Origin of the sequence: Streptomyces sp. NPDC052682 (assembly GCF_040678435.1) — a bacterium.
Taxonomy (GTDB): Bacteria; Actinomycetota; Actinomycetes; order Streptomycetales; family Streptomycetaceae; genus Streptomyces.
On the sequence record NZ_JBFATS010000006.1, the window covers coordinates 268,725 to 283,304 of the forward strand.

Consider the following 14,580-nt stretch of genomic DNA (forward strand, 5'->3'; position numbering starts at 1 on the left):
CGAAGTGAACAACGAGGGGGGCCGGGTTATCGGCGGCCCGGTCCCTCGACAGCACGCCCGTAGTTGCGAGGGGGATGCATGGCCACCGTTGAGCTCCGCTTCAGCGCGCTGCCCGAGCACGTCCGGACCGCCCGGCTGGTGGCGGCAGCGGTGGCGCGCAGGGCCGGAGTGGACGAGGCCGTCCTCGACGAGGTCAGGCTGGCCGTCGGCGAGGCCTGCACCCGGGCCGTCGGACTGCACCGGACCAGCGGCGTGTCGGCGCCGGTGAAGGTGCTGCTGATCGAGGAGGAGAAGCAGTTCTCCATCGAGGTCGGCGACGAGGCCCCGCACGCCGTTCCCGGTGACCCGGCCTCCGGGACCGCGGACGGTGACGTGGAGACCGACGAGGACGAGATGGGCCTCGCCGTCATCAGCGGGCTCGTCGACGACGTCGAGGTCACCACCGGGGAGAACGGCGGGCAGATCCGTATGACCTGGCCGACCACACCGCCGCCGACGATCCTCGTCTGACCGGTCACCCGTACGCACTCCTCATGCCGAAGGGCCCCACCCGTGGGGCCCTTCGGCATGTGCGGGTGTCAGTACCCGCGCTTACAGTGGTTCCAGTGCTTCACATCGCGTGAATTCGTTCACGATCAATTGTGGTGCCCAATAAGCGATCAACGTGCCGTAGGGGAATGCTTTCAGGGCATTACCGAGGCGGCCAATTCGATTTATCGCGCACTGTTTTGATCGGGTTCCGGTACCTACAATCCCGTCCACATCTTGAGCTCAGCCCAAGCGTCAAGGAGGACGAATGGCGGGGCTTTCTCTCTCAGATCAGTCGGGCCTTCCCACGCACCTCGCAGCCGCCGTGCTGACCGATGACAACCGTGTGCTCGTGGCGGTCATCGCGGTCGTGGCGCTGGCGGCGCTCGTGGTCGCGGGCATCCTGGTGCGCCAGGTCCTCGCGGCCGGCGAGGGCACCGACAGCATGAAGAAGATCGCGGCGGCGGTCCAGGAGGGCGCGAACGCCTATCTGGCCCGCCAGCTGCGCACGCTCGGCGTATTCGCCGTCGTCGTGTTCTTCCTGCTCATGCTGCTGCCCGCGGACGACTGGAATCAGCGTGCCGGACGGTCGGTGTTCTTTCTGATCGGCGCGGCGTTCTCGGCGGCCACCGGCTATATCGGCATGTGGCTCGCCGTACGCAGCAATGTGCGTGTGGCCGCTGCGGCGCGTGAGGCGACTCCGGCGGTGGGCGAGCCGGAAAAGGATCTCACCGCCGTCTCCCACAAAGCGATGAAGATCGCGTTTCGCACGGGTGGCGTGGTCGGCATGTTCACGGTGGGCCTCGGCCTGCTGGGCGCCTCCTGTGTGGTGCTGGTGTACGCGGCCGACGCGCCGAAGGTGCTGGAGGGTTTCGGTCTCGGCGCGGCGCTCATCGCGATGTTCATGAGGGTCGGCGGTGGCATCTTCACCAAGGCCGCCGACGTCGGCGCCGACCTGGTCGGCAAGGTCGAGCAGGGCATTCCGGAGGACGATCCGCGCAATGCCGCGACCATCGCCGACAACGTGGGCGACAACGTCGGCGACTGCGCGGGCATGGCGGCCGACCTGTTCGAGTCCTATGCCGTGACCCTGGTGGCGGCGCTGATCCTCGGCAAGGCGGCCTTCGGCGACTCGGGCCTGGCGTTCCCGCTGCTCGTGCCCGCCATCGGCGTGGTCACGGCCATGATCGGCATTTTCGCGGTGGCACCCAGGCGGGCCGACCGCAGCGGCATGAGCGCGATCAACCGCGGCTTCTTCATCTCCGCGGTGATCTCGCTCGTCCTGGTCGCGGTGGCCGTCTTCGTCTACCTGCCCGGGAAGTACGCCGAGCTGGACGGCGTGACCGACGCGGCGATCCAGGGCAAGAGCGGCGACCCGCGGATCCTCGCGCTCGTCGCGGTCGCCATCGGCATCGTGCTCGCCGCGCTGATCCAGCAGCTGACCGGCTACTTCACCGAGACCAGCCGGCGGCCCGTCAGGGACATCGGCAAGACCTCGCTCACCGGCCCGGCCACCGTCGTCCTCGCCGGTATCTCCGTCGGCCTGGAATCGGCCGTCTACACCGCCCTCCTGATCGGCCTCGGTGTGTACGGGGCTTTCCTGCTCGGCGGAACGTCGATCATGCTGGCGCTGTTCGCGGTGGCGCTGGCCGGCACCGGCCTGCTCACCACGGTCGGCGTGATCGTCGCCATGGACACCTTCGGGCCGGTCTCCGACAACGCGCAGGGCATCGCCGAGATGTCCGGCGACGTCGAGGGCGCGGGCGCGCAGGTGCTCACCAACCTGGACGCCGTCGGCAACACCACCAAGGCCATCACCAAGGGCATCGCGATCGCCACGGCTGTCCTCGCGGCCTCGGCGCTGTTCGGCTCGTACCGTGACGCGATCATCACCGGGGCGCGGGACGTGGGCGAGAAACTCAGCGGGGAGGGCGCCCCGATGAGCCTGATGATGGACATCTCCCAGCCCAACAACCTCGTCGGTCTCATCGCCGGCGCGGCGGTCGTCTTCCTCTTCTCGGGGCTGGCGATCAACGCCGTGTCGCGGTCGGCGGGTTCGGTGGTGTTCGAGGTGCGCCGCCAGTTCCGGGAGAAGCCCGGGATCATGGACTACAGCGAGAAACCGGAGTACGGCAAGGTCGTCGACATCTGCACCAAGGACGCGCTCCGGGAACTGGCCACCCCCGGCCTGCTCGCCGTGATGGCGCCGATCTTCATCGGGTTCACCCTCGGCGTCGGCGCGCTCGGCGCGTACCTGGCGGGCGCGATCGGCGCGGGCACGCTGATGGCGGTGTTCCTCGCCAACTCCGGCGGCGCCTGGGACAACGCCAAGAAGCTCGTCGAGGACGGCCACCACGGTGGCAAGGGCAGCGAGGCCCACGCCGCCACCGTCATCGGCGACACCGTCGGCGACCCCTTCAAGGACACCGCCGGTCCCGCGATCAACCCGCTGCTGAAGGTCATGAACCTGGTGTCGCTGCTCATCGCGCCCGCGGTCATCAGGTTCTCCTACGGCGCCGACAGGAGCGTCGGGGTACGGGTGCTGATCGCGGCACTGGCGTTCGTCGTGATCGTCGGCGCGGTCTACGTCTCCAAGCGGCGCGGCATCGCCGTGGGTGACGAAGACAACGCCGAACGGAAACCCAAGTCGGCCGATCCGGCGGTGGTTTCCTAGCGAGCCGGGCGGTCGCGGAACAAGCCCCAGCTCAAGGCGTGGGCGGACGGCGCGGGTTGACGCGCCGTCCGCCCACGCCGTGTCTGTGCGCGCCCTCATCGTGAGCCTTCTCTCTCTTGGTGCAAATGGTTACAAAAGGGTCTTAATGGGCGTTCGACACGCGGATGTCGCCCATCTGGCGTGTATGTTCCGGGGCCGAGAGAGCCATGGAAGGGACCAAACCGGTGAACAAGAAGCTCGCGGCCGCACTGTCCGGCGGTGCGGTACTGGTACTGGCGCTGTCGGGATGCGGCGGCGACGACAGCAACGAGAAGCTGAACTCCTGGGCCAAGGAGGTCTGCGACGCGGTGCAGCCGCAGGCCAAGAAGATCAAGGCCGCCAACGCCGCGATCCAGAAGGAGACCTCGGACAACAGCGCGCCGGAAGACGTCCAGAAGACCGACGCGCAGGCCTTCCAGGACATGTCCGACGCCTACAAGGCGATCGGAGCCGCCGTCCAGAAGGCCGGTGCGCCCGACGTCGACAAGGGCGAGCAGAAGCAGAAGGACGCCGTGAAGGAGCTGAACGGCATCTCCTCCTCCTACGCCTCCCTGAAGAAGCAGGTCGACGGGCTCAACACCAAGGACCAGGCGAAGTTCGCCGACGGCCTGAAGGACATCGCCACCGAGCTGGACAAGCTCAGCAAGAGCGGCAACGACGCCCTGCGCAACCTGGAGGAGGGCGAGGTCGGCCAGGCGATGGCCAAGCAGCCCAGCTGCAACGCGGCGACCGGATCGGCGCCGGCCACGGCGAGCTGAGAGCCGCCCCAGGGTGAGCGGTCGTTCGTCAACCGAACAAGGCCCCGGTACGCACGCGTGCCGGGGCCTTCGGCGCCGTGTCGGCGACGTACGGCAGGAGCGGGGGCATGCGTCGAACCGGAACGGCGGCGTGAGGCCGGACCCGAACGGTCGGGTGCGTTCACAATGGTGGCGTGAGTAACGCCAGCCTGCCTCCTCTGCCCTCCTCCGACCGCCCCGACGTCGCCGCCCGGCTCCGGGACGCGCTGCTCGGGGCCTCCTTCACCGCCGACGGACTGCTCGAGCTGCTCGGCGCCCCGGCGTACGCGGCCCTCGCGCGCAGCGAGACGGTGCCCGCGCTGCGGGCCACCCGCGGGGACACGCCACTGGAGATGCTCGTCCGGCTGTTCCTGCTCCAGCAGCCCGTGCCGCACGCGCGCGTGGCGGAGGTCCTGCCCGTCGACGCGTGCCTGGAGAGCGGCTGGCTGGTGCGCGCCGGGGCGGACGAGCTCGCCGCCACCGTGGACGTCCGGCCGTACGGGGGGCCGGACGGCGAGGACTGGTACATCGTGTCCGACCTGGGCTGCGCGGTCGGCGGCGCCGGCGGGATCGGCCGGCGGGACGAGGGAGTCGTCCTCGGGGTCGGCGGGGCTTCCACGACCCTCGCGGGGATCACCGTCCGCACGCCCGTCGCCTCCGCCCTCGACCTCGGCACCGGATCGGGCATCCAGGCGCTGCACGCCTCCCGGCACGCCACGCGCGTGACGGCGACCGACGTCAACCCGCGCGCCCTGCACATCGCCGCGCTCACACTCGCGCTCTCCGGGGCGCCGGCCGCCGACCTGCGCGAAGGTTCGCTGTTCGAGCCGGTCAGGCAGGACGAGACGTACGACCTGATCGTGTCGAACCCGCCGTTCGTGATCTCGCCGGGTGCCCGGCTGACGTACCGCGACGGCGGCATGGGCGGGGACGATCTGTGCCGCTCGCTCGTTCAGGGGGCAGGGGAACGGCTGAACGTGGGCGGGTTCGCGCAGTTCCTCGCCAACTGGCAGCACGTGGAAGGGGAGGACTGGCAGGACAGGCTCAGGTCATGGGTGCCTCGCGGGTGCGACGCCTGGATCGTGCAGCGCGAGGTGCAGGACATCAACCAGTACGCCGAGCTGTGGCTGAGGGACGCGGGCGACCACCGTGGCGACCTGGCCGAGTACCAGGCGCGGTATGACGCGTGGCTCGACGAGTTCGACGCGCGCAAGGTGAGGGCGGTCGGCTTCGGCTGGATCACACTGCGCCGCACGGACTCGTCCGCGCCGTCCATCACGACGGAGGAGTGGCCGCATCCGGTCGAACAGCCGCTCGGTGAGACGATCCGCGCGCACTTCGACCGGCTCGACTACCTGCGGACGCACGACGACGCCGCCCTGCTGGAGGCGCACTTCCGGCTCGCCGACGAGGTCGTGCAGGAGCAGGTCGGGCTGCCCGGCGCCGAGGACCCGGAGCACGTCGTGCTGCGGCAGAACCGCGGCATGCGCCGGGCCACCAAGGTCGACACGGTCGGTGCCGGCTTCGCCGGCGTCTGCGACGGCACGATGAGCGCGGGCCGGATCCTGGACGCCATCGCCCAGCTGGTCGGCGAGGACCCGGTCCTGCTGCGCGACCGCACGCCGGGCCAGATCCGGCTGCTGGTCGAGCAGGGGTTCCTGGAACCGGCGGGCTGAGACGCCGGCTGGTTGGGGCGTCGGCGGTTTGGGACGCCGGCTGGTTGGGGTGTGGGCCGTTTGGGACGCCGGCTGGTTGGGGGCGCCGGCTGGTTGGGAGGCCGGCTGGTTGGGAGGCCGGCCGTTTGAGACGTCGGCGGGGTTGAGATGTCGGCCGGGCTAGCCGGACGGTGCGGAGTCGGCGGGTTGGGTTGATAGGTGGGGCCGTACCGCCTGGCGTGGCGGCACCGGACCGCCTGGCGGTGGTCCCGGCTGGCGGTGGTCCCGGACTGTGACGCCTGGCGGTGGGTCGGGCTGTACCCCCTCGCGGTGGTCGCGTCGGCTCCCGCGGCCGCGCCCCCACGGCGGCCACGCCCCCTCACGGCGGCCACGCCCCCTCACGGCGGCCACCCTCCCTCACGGCGGCCACGCTCCCTCACGGCGGCCGTGTCCCCTCCTGGCGGCCACGCCACCCCCCAACGGCGGCCACGCCACCCCCCAACGGTGGCCGCGCCAGCCCCACACACAGGCCGCGCCACCCCCACACAGCCCACGCCAGCCCCTCAAAGCGCCCGCGTCGGCCCCTAAGGACGGCCCCGGAAAAGATCGAGCCGTTGTGGCGGCCGTCCCGAACCGGGCGGCGGGCGTCAGCCGACCATGAGGCCCACGCCCGTCGGCCCGGCGTTCACCCCGGGTTCGCCTGGCCGCCGCCCGCGCGTGTCAGCCTCCCGGGGCTGGGAACGCGAGGACCGGAGAAAAAGGGGCACGGGGAGCCATGGAGAGCGGACCGGCGATCTTCGCAGGAATGGTGTTCTCCCTGTTCGGGGCCGGATTGCTGGTGTGGACCGTGACCCGGGCACGGCACCACCGCCCGGTCGCGCAGGGTGTGAGTCCCGTCGCATCGGTGACCGTCGCGACCCTGGCCGGCCTGGCCGCGCTGGCGGCCGGCGCCTGGTGCCTCACCCGCCTCTGAGCAGCGGAACGGAACACGTCCTTCTGTAGCGGGACGACAGCGCTGCGCATACACCTTCCGGACCACTCAAGACTCCGGGCGGCAGGAATGGTGGTAGTCGGGTTACCGTTCGAGTGGCCGTTGCGGGCTTTTCCCGTTTGACACGGGGGCGGGATGTACCGTCACACTCCGCAGCGTCACCAGAGTGAACCAGGAAAGAACGACCCGACCCCGGGAGCACAGGCCTGGGGAGGCCCAGCGTCGACCGGAGAGAAGAGCGAAGTTGTCCCCGACCAGCGAGACCGCGAAGGGCGGCCGCCGACTCGTCATCGTCGAGTCGCCTGCCAAGGCGAAGACGATCAAGGGCTATCTCGGCCCTGGCTACATCGTCGAGGCGAGCGTCGGGCACATTCGCGACCTTCCGAACGGCGCCGCGGAGGTGCCCGAGAAGTACACCGGTGAGGTCCGCCGCCTCGGTGTGGACGTCGACCATGACTTCCAGCCCATCTATGTGGTCAACGCCGACAAGAAGGCGCAGGTCAAGAAGCTCAAGGACCTGCTGAAGGACTCCGACGAGCTCTACCTCGCCACCGATGAGGACCGGGAGGGCGAGGCCATCGCCTGGCACCTCCAGGAGGTCCTCAAGCCCAAGATCCCGGTGAAGCGCATGGTGTTCCACGAGATCACCAAGGACGCGATCCGGGAGGCGGTGGCCAACCCGCGCCAGCTCAACCAGAAGCTCGTCGACGCCCAGGAGACCCGCCGCATCCTCGACCGTCTCTACGGCTACGAGGTCTCGCCGGTGCTGTGGAAGAAGGTCATGCCGCGGCTGTCGGCCGGCCGCGTCCAGTCCGTCGCCACCCGGCTCGTGGTCGAGCGGGAACGCGAGCGGATGGCTTTCCGTTCTGCTGAGTACTGGGACCTGACGGGTACCTTCGCCACCGGCCGCGCCGGAGACCCGTCGGACCCGTCGTCGCTGGTCGCCCGCCTCCAGACCGTCGACGGCAGGCGGATCGCGCAGGGCCGCGACTTCGACTCCCTGGGACGACTCAAGAGCGACGGCATCCTCCACCTCGACGAGGCGAACGCCCGCGCCCTGGCCGCCGCCCTGGAGAACACCCGCTTCTCCGTGCGGTCCGTCGAGTCCAAGCCGTACCGCCGCTCGCCGTACGCCCCGTTCCGTACGACGACGCTCCAGCAGGAGGCCAGCCGCAAGCTCGGCTTCGGCGCGAAGGCGACCATGCAGATCGCGCAGAAGCTGTACGAGAACGGCTACATCACGTACATGCGTACGGACTCCACGACGCTGAGCGACACGGCGATCGCCGCCGCCCGCGCCCAGGTCACGCAGCTGTACGGCGCCGACTACCTGCCGCCGCAGCCGAGGACGTACGCCGCGAAGGTCAAGAACGCGCAGGAGGCCCACGAGGCGATCCGGCCCTCGGGTGATCGTTTCCGCACGCCCGCCGAGACCGGACTGACCGGCGACCAGTTCAAGCTGTACGAGCTGATCTGGAAGCGGACCGTCGCCTCCCAGATGAAGGACGCCACGGGCAACTCCGTGACCGTCAAGATCGGCGGCACGGCCGCCGACGGGCGGGACGTCGAGTTCAGCGCGTCCGGCAAGACGATCACCTTCCACGGCTTCCTCAAGGCCTACGTGGAGGGCGCCGACGACCCGAACGCCGAGCTCGACGACCGCGAGCGCCGGCTGCCGCAGGTCACCGAGGGCGACGCGCTGAGCGCCGAGGAGATCACGGTCGACGGGCACGCCACCAAGCCCCCGGCCCGCTACACCGAGGCCTCCCTGGTCAAGGAGCTGGAGGAGCGGGAGATCGGCCGCCCCTCGACGTACGCGTCGATCATCGGCACGATCCTCGACCGCGGCTACGTGTTCAAGAAGGGCACGGCCCTGGTGCCGTCCTTCCTGTCCTTCGCCGTGGTCAACCTGCTGGAGAAGCACTTCGGGCGGCTCGTCGACTACGACTTCACCGCCAAGATGGAGGACGACCTCGACCGCATCGCGCGCGGTGAGGCGCAGGCCGTGCCGTGGCTGAAGCGGTTCTACTTCGGCGAGGGCACGAGCAACGGCGACGCCGCCGACGCCGGCAACGGCGACGGGGACCACCTCGGCGGCCTCAAGGAGCTGGTGACCGACCTGGGCGCGATCGACGCGCGCGAGGTGTCGTCGTTCCCGGTGGGCAACGGCATCGTGCTGCGGGTCGGACGCTACGGGCCGTACATCGAGCGCGGCGAGAAGGACACCGAGGCCCACCAGCGCGCCGACATCCCGGCCGACCTGGCGCCGGACGAGCTGACCGTCGAGCTCGCGGAGGAGCTGCTCGCCAAGCCCAGCGGCGAGCGCGTGCTGGGCGACGACCCGGAGACGGGCCGCCAGATCATCGCCAAGGACGGCCGCTACGGCCCGTACGTCACGGAGGTGCTCCCCGAGGGCACCCCGAAGTCGGGCAAGAACGCGGTCAAGCCGCGTACGGCGTCGCTGTTCAAGTCGATGACCCTGGACACGGTGACCCTTCAGGACGCGCTGCGGCTGATGTCGCTGCCGCGGGTCGTCGGCACCGACACCGACGGCCAGGAGATCACCGCGCAGAACGGCCGCTACGGCCCGTACCTGAAGAAGGGCACCGACTCGCGGTCCCTGCAGTCCGAGGACCAGATCTTCACCATCACGCTGGAAGAGGCGCAGGCGATCTACGCCCAGCCCAAGCAGCGGGGCCGCGCGGCCGCCAAGCCGCCGCTGAAGGAGCTCGGCGAGGACCCGGTCAGCGGGAAGCCGGTCGTGGTGAAGGACGGCCGCTTCGGGCCGTACGTCACCGACGGCGAGACCAACGCGACCCTGCGCTCCGGCGACAGCGTCGAGACGATCACGCCGGAGCGCGGCTTCGAGCTGCTCGCCGAGAAGCGCGCCAAGGCGCCCGCCAAGAAGACCGCGAAGAAGACGGCCGCGAAGAAGGCCCCGGCCAAGAAGGCGACGGCCGCCAAGAAGACCGCGGCGAAGAAGACCACGACCGCCAAGAAGACCACGACCGCGAAGTCCGCGACCGCCAAGAAGACGGCGGCGAAGAAGGCGACGGCCGCCAACACCGCGGAGGACTGAGAGGTCTTCAGGACCGGGTCCGCCCGCACGGGGCAGGCCCGGCCCGCAAGGCCCGCAACCTCGCCTCACGTTCGCAATGCGAACGCCCCGGCAGTACTTCGGTGCCGGGGCGCGCGCACGCCCGGGCGCGCCCTCCAGGCTGTCGGTGCGGGCCGATAGGCTGAAAGCATGACGCGAGCCGAGCAGCCAACGGCCCCTCACCCGGCCCCCGACGACGCCCTGGTCGCGGACTCCCGCGAGCGTGCCGTCCGCGCCCTGCTGCGCCAGCCGCAGCTGAAGCGGTTGTGGAGCGCCCAGCTGGTGGGTGCCGTGGGTGACACCCTCGCCCTGCTGGTGCTGGTCCTCCTCGCCCTCCAGGCGGCGATCGCCGAGGGCTCGTTCGGCGGCGGGTACCGGGGCGTGGCGTTCGCAGTGGCGACCGTTTTCGGCGTCCGCGTCCTGGCCACCCTGCTGTTCGGCGCCGTCCTCCTCGGCCCGCTCACCTCCCTCACCTCCCACGACGGTCCGCTGGACCGCCGCTGGACCATGGTCGGCGCGGACGGACTGCGGGCCGCGCTGCTCATCGTCGCGCCGCTGTGGATCGACTGGACACCTGGCAACGCGCTGGCCGTCCTGCTGGTCACCGCGTTCGTGACCGGGGTCGCCGAGCGGTTCTGGACGGTGTGCCGGGAGAGCGCCGCCCCGGCGCTGCTGCCCGCCCCGCCGCCGGAGGGCGCGTCGATACGGCCCCTGCCGGACCACATGGACGCCCTGCGCCGCCTGTCGCTGCGCACCGGCTTCGCCGCGATCCCCGCCGCCGCCGTCGCCCTGGTCGTCGCCGCGCTGTGCAACAACCTGCTCGGCGCGGGCATCGACTGGTTCGGCGCGCACCAGGCGGCCCTCGCCTCGTACGTCGCGGCCGGGCTGTTCGCCGCGTCCCTGTCCGTGCTGACCTTCCTGGAGCTGCCCGGCACCCGCACCCCCCGCGCGCGGTCGCCGCTGGAGGGGCTGCGCCGCCCGAAGACCGGCACCGGCGCCGACAAGGGCCGCACGGGCGCGCTGCCGCTGCTGGTGCTCGCCTGCGCCTGCGTCGCCGGCGCGATCTCCGCCGCGGTCGCCGTGGCGGTGCTGCACGCCAAGGACCTGGGCGGCGGCCCCGTGCTGTACGGGCTGGTGGTGGGTGCGCTGACCGGCGGTGTCGTGGTCGGCATCCGTACGGCCCCCGCCGTCCTGCCCGCGCTGTCGCGGCGGCGGCTGCTCGCGCTGGCCATCGCCTTCACCGGCGTGGCGCTGCTGGCCGCCGGGCTGGTGCCGGACGTCACCAGCGTCCTGCTGATCCTGGCACTGGCCGGCGTCGGCGCGGGCATGGCCGCCAACACCGGGCACACCCTGCTCGACCAGGAGACCGAGGACTTCCGGCGGCAGCGCACGACGGAACACCTGCACGCGGTCGTCCGGGTCTGCGTGGCACTCGGCGCGGTCCTCTCCCCGCTGGTCGCGGCGGGCATCGGGCCGCACCGGCTGGAGAACGGCAAGTTCGTCTTCGCGCACGGCGGCGCCGCGTTCACGCTGATGCTGGTCGGCGCGCTGCTGCTGCCGGTGGCCGCGCTGGTGCTGGCCAAGGTCGACGACCGCTCCGGCGTGCCCCTGCGGCACGACCTGCGCGACGCGGTGCTCGGCGGCGACGACCCCGAGCAGGCGCCCGCCGCCACCGGCTTCTTCATCGCCCTCGAAGGCGGCGACGGGTCCGGCAAGTCGACGCAGGCCGAGGCGCTCGCCGAGTGGATCCGCGCCAAGGGCCACGAGGTCGTGCTGACCCGCGAGCCGGGGGCGACCCCGGTCGGCAAGCGGCTGCGGTCGATCCTGCTGGACGTCTCCAGCGCCGGCCTGTCCCACCGGGCGGAGGCGCTGCTGTACGCCGCCGACCGCGCCGAGCACGTGGACACGGTGGTCCGGCCCGCCCTGGAGCGGGGCGCGGTGGTGATCTCCGACCGGTACACCGACTCCTCGGTGGCCTACCAGGGCGCGGGCCGTGACCTGTCGCCCGTCGAGATCGCCCGCATCAACCGCTGGGCGACCAACGGTCTGGTGCCGCACCTGACCGTGCTGCTGGACGTCGCGCCGGAGACCGCGCGCGAGCGGTTCACCGAGGCGCCCGACCGGCTGGAGTCGGAGCCCGCCGAGTTCCACGCGCGCGTGCGGGCCGGTTTCCTGACGCTGGCGGCGGCCGACCCGGGCCGGTACCTGGTGGTGGACGCAGCCCAGGAGCCCGAGGCGGTCACCACGGTCATCCGGCACCGGCTCGACCAGGTCCTGCCGCTGTCCGAGGCCGAGATCAAGGCCCGGGAGGAGGCGCGGAAGAAGGCCGAGGAGGAGGCCCGCCGCAAGGCCGAGGAAGAGGCCCGCAGGAAGGCCGAGGAGGAGCGCCTGGAGCGCGAGCGCCAGGAGCAGCTGGCGCGGCTGCGTGCCGAGGAGGAGGAGCGCAAGCGGCGCGAGCTGGAGGAGGCGCAGCGGCGCGAGGCCGAACGGCAGGCGGAGGAGGCGCGCCGCCGGGCCGAGGAGGCGCGCAAGCGGGCCGAGGAGGAACGGGCGCGGCTCCTCGCCGAGGAGAAGGCCCGTGCCGAGGAGGAAGCCCGGCGCAGGGCCGAGGAGGAACGGCGCCGGAAGCAGGCCGAGGAGGAGGCACGCGTGCGTGCCGAGGCCGAGGCCCGGCGACTGGAGAAGCAGCGCAAGGCCGAGGAGGCACTGCTGCGGGCCGAGGAGGCCCGGCGCCTGGCCGAAGCGGCGGCCGCCGCGGCCGAGACCGGGCCGAAGCCGGCACCGGCGCCCTCCGCCGCCGCACCGGACGCGGCGACCGCGCCGACGCCCGTGGTCACGCCGACCAACGCGTCGGGCGGGCCGGCGGAGGACACCGCGGTGCTGCCGCGCGTGCGCATGGACAAGGCGGAGGCCCCGCAGCGGCCCACGAGGAGCGCCGACGACCGTTTCGAGGCGTCTCCTGGGCCGGCGGTGCCCGACTCCGAGGTGACGGCCGAGCTGCCCAAGCCGCCGGTCGTTCCCGGCGCGGCGGACGAGACGGCGGTGCTGCCTCCGGTGCGCCCGGGGGACGGCGAGGATACGGCCGTACTCCCGCCGGTGGCCCCCGGGGCCGGGAACCGGACCCCGGCGGCGCCCGGGGCCGAGGACGAGACCGCGGTGCTCCCGCCCGTACGGTCCGGGGACGCCGAGGAGACCGCCGTACTCCCGCCGGTGCCCGGGGAGGACCCCGCGGACCGGGTGCCTCCGGGCTTCTTCCGGGACGAGCGGCCCCGGCCCGACGGGACCGAGGACCGTACGCGGGAGCTGCCCCAGGTCGATCAGCAGGGCGGCCCCCGGCGGCGGCAGCGGTCCGACTGGGCCGAGGAGACACCGCTGGACGACCTGCCGACGCTCGCGGACGAACTGCTCGGTCCGCACGAGGACGACGAGGACGACGGCCGGGGCCGGCGCCGCTGAGCCGGTCCCGCCCGGGGGGACAGGCCCACCCCCGGGGCGTTGTCAGTGCCCACCCCCACAATGGATCCCGCAGGCTGTACGTGACGGAAGGGCGGCGTGACCCATGACCGTGTGGGACGACCTCGTCGGGCAGGAGAAGGTGAGCGAGCAGCTCGCCGCCGCCGCCCGGGACGCCGACGCCCTGGTCACGGCCGCCGCGGCGGACGAGCCCCTGCCCGAGGCGTCGCGGATGACGCACGCCTGGCTGTTCACGGGGCCGCCCGGGGCCGGCCGGAACCAGGCGGCGCGGGCCTTCGCCGCGGCCCTGCAGTGCGTCAGCCCCGACCGCGCCCTCGGCGGCGCCCCGGGCTGCGGCTTCTGTGACGGGTGCCACACCGCGCTCGTCGGCACCCACGCCGACGTCACCACGGTCGCCGCCGTCGGCACGCAGATCCTCGCCGACGACATGCGCGACACCGTCCGCAAGTCGTTCACCTCCCCGGCGAACGGCCGCTGGCAGGTCATCCTCGTCGAGGACGCCGAGCGGCTGAACGAGAAGTCCGCCAACGCCGTCCTCAAGGCCGTCGAGGAACCCGCCCCCCGCACGGTGTGGCTGCTGTGCGCGCCCTCCGTCGAGGACGTGCTGCCGACCATCCGCTCCCGCTGCCGCCACCTGAACCTGCGCACGCCGTCGGTGGAGGCCGTCGCCGACATGCTGGTCAGGCGCGAGGGCGTCGAGCCGGACGTGGCCGCCGCGGCGGCCCGCGCCACCCAGGGCCACGTCGACCGGGCCCGTCGTCTGGCCACCGACCCGGCCGCCCGGGAGCGCCGTGCCGCCGTGCTGAAGCTGCCGCTGCGCGTGGACGACATCGGCGGGGCGCTCAAGGCCGCGCAGGAGCTGGTCGACGCGGCCGCCGAGGACGCCAAGCAGCTCGCCGAGGAGACCGACGCCAAGGAGACCGAGGACCTCAAGGCGGCCCTCGGCGCGGCCCAGGGCGGCCGGCTGCCCCGCGGCACGGCGGGGGTGATGAAGGACCTGGAGGACAAGCAGAAGCGCCGCAGGACCCGCACCCAGCGTGACAGCCTGGACCTGGCCCTGACCGACCTCACAGCCTTCTACCGCGACGTCCTCGCCCTCCAGCTCGGTTCCCGCATCGCTCTCGCCAACACGGACGCCGAGCAGGCCCTGGAGCGCCTCGCCCGCAGCAGCACCCCGGAGTCCACCCTGCGCCGTATCGAGGCCATCGCCGCCTGCCGGGACGCCCTGGACCGCAACGTGGCCCCGCTGCTGGCCGTGGAGGCGATGACCATGGCGCTCAGAGCGGGCTGACCCAGAGCGGGCTGACCCAGAGCGGGCTGACCCAGAGCCGGCTGACCAGGGCCGG

8 protein-coding genes are annotated in these 14,580 nt (G+C 72.2%); all 8 read left to right on the forward strand.

The features are described 5' to 3' along the window. The first annotated feature begins 78 nt into the window (after window positions 1–78). The 8 genes from AB0K80_RS11860 (at window position 79) to AB0K80_RS11895 (ending at window position 14,525) form a co-directional block, all read left to right on the forward strand. The gene (locus AB0K80_RS11860) at window positions 79–510 is read left to right on the forward strand and encodes an ATP-binding protein (RefSeq protein ID WP_365668375.1); all 432 of its coding nucleotides are present in this window, start codon (window positions 79–81) and stop codon (window positions 508–510) included. A 286-nt stretch (window positions 511–796) separates the two neighbouring features. Further along, the gene (locus AB0K80_RS11865) at window positions 797–3,202 is read left to right on the forward strand and encodes a sodium-translocating pyrophosphatase (RefSeq protein ID WP_365668377.1); all 2,406 of its coding nucleotides are present in this window, start codon (window positions 797–799) and stop codon (window positions 3,200–3,202) included. Between the two features lie 206 nt (window positions 3,203–3,408). Then, window positions 3,409–3,999: a small secreted protein gene (locus AB0K80_RS11870; RefSeq protein ID WP_365668379.1), complete on the forward strand. Its 591-nt coding sequence runs from the start codon at window positions 3,409–3,411 to the stop codon at window positions 3,997–3,999. Between the two features lie 173 nt (window positions 4,000–4,172). Then, the gene (locus AB0K80_RS11875; protein ID WP_365668381.1) at window positions 4,173–5,693 is read left to right on the forward strand and encodes a class I SAM-dependent methyltransferase; all 1,521 of its coding nucleotides are present in this window, start codon (window positions 4,173–4,175) and stop codon (window positions 5,691–5,693) included. Window positions 5,694–6,447: 754 nt separating this feature from the next. Beyond that, a complete protein-coding gene (locus AB0K80_RS11880) occupies window positions 6,448–6,645 on the forward strand; it encodes a hypothetical protein (protein ID WP_365668383.1) in 198 nt (65 codons plus the stop codon). 262 nt (window positions 6,646–6,907) lie between these two features. Then, window positions 6,908–9,742, forward strand: a complete 2,835-nt coding sequence (topA, locus tag AB0K80_RS11885) for a type I DNA topoisomerase (protein ID WP_365668385.1) — start codon at window positions 6,908–6,910, stop codon at window positions 9,740–9,742. Window positions 9,743–9,910: 168 nt separating this feature from the next. Beyond that, window positions 9,911–13,216, forward strand: coding sequence for a dTMP kinase (gene tmk / locus AB0K80_RS11890; RefSeq protein ID WP_365668387.1), 3,306 nt, complete (start codon window positions 9,911–9,913; stop codon window positions 13,214–13,216). A gap of 103 nt (window positions 13,217–13,319) precedes the next feature. Then, complete coding sequence (locus AB0K80_RS11895; protein ID WP_365668389.1) at window positions 13,320–14,525, forward strand: DNA polymerase III subunit delta'; 1,206 nt, start codon at window positions 13,320–13,322, stop codon at window positions 14,523–14,525. Window positions 14,526–14,580: the final 55 nt, after the last annotated feature.

Bases quoted from the DNA above. Each gene is read 5' to 3' on its own strand.
- AB0K80_RS11880 (WP_365668383.1), top strand. From the start codon at position 6,448: ATGGAGAGCGGACCGGCGATCTTCGCAGGAATGGTGTTCTCCCTGTTC.
- AB0K80_RS11895 (WP_365668389.1), top strand. From the start codon at position 13,320: ATGACCGTGTGGGACGACCTCGTCGGGCAGGAGAAGGTGAGCGAGCAG.
- tmk (WP_365668387.1), top strand. From the start codon at position 9,911: ATGACGCGAGCCGAGCAGCCAACGGCCCCTCACCCGGCCCCCGACGAC.
- AB0K80_RS11860 (WP_365668375.1), top strand. From the start codon at position 79: ATGGCCACCGTTGAGCTCCGCTTCAGCGCGCTGCCCGAGCACGTCCGG.
- AB0K80_RS11865 (WP_365668377.1), top strand. From the start codon at position 797: ATGGCGGGGCTTTCTCTCTCAGATCAGTCGGGCCTTCCCACGCACCTC.
- AB0K80_RS11870 (WP_365668379.1), top strand. From the start codon at position 3,409: ATGGAAGGGACCAAACCGGTGAACAAGAAGCTCGCGGCCGCACTGTCC.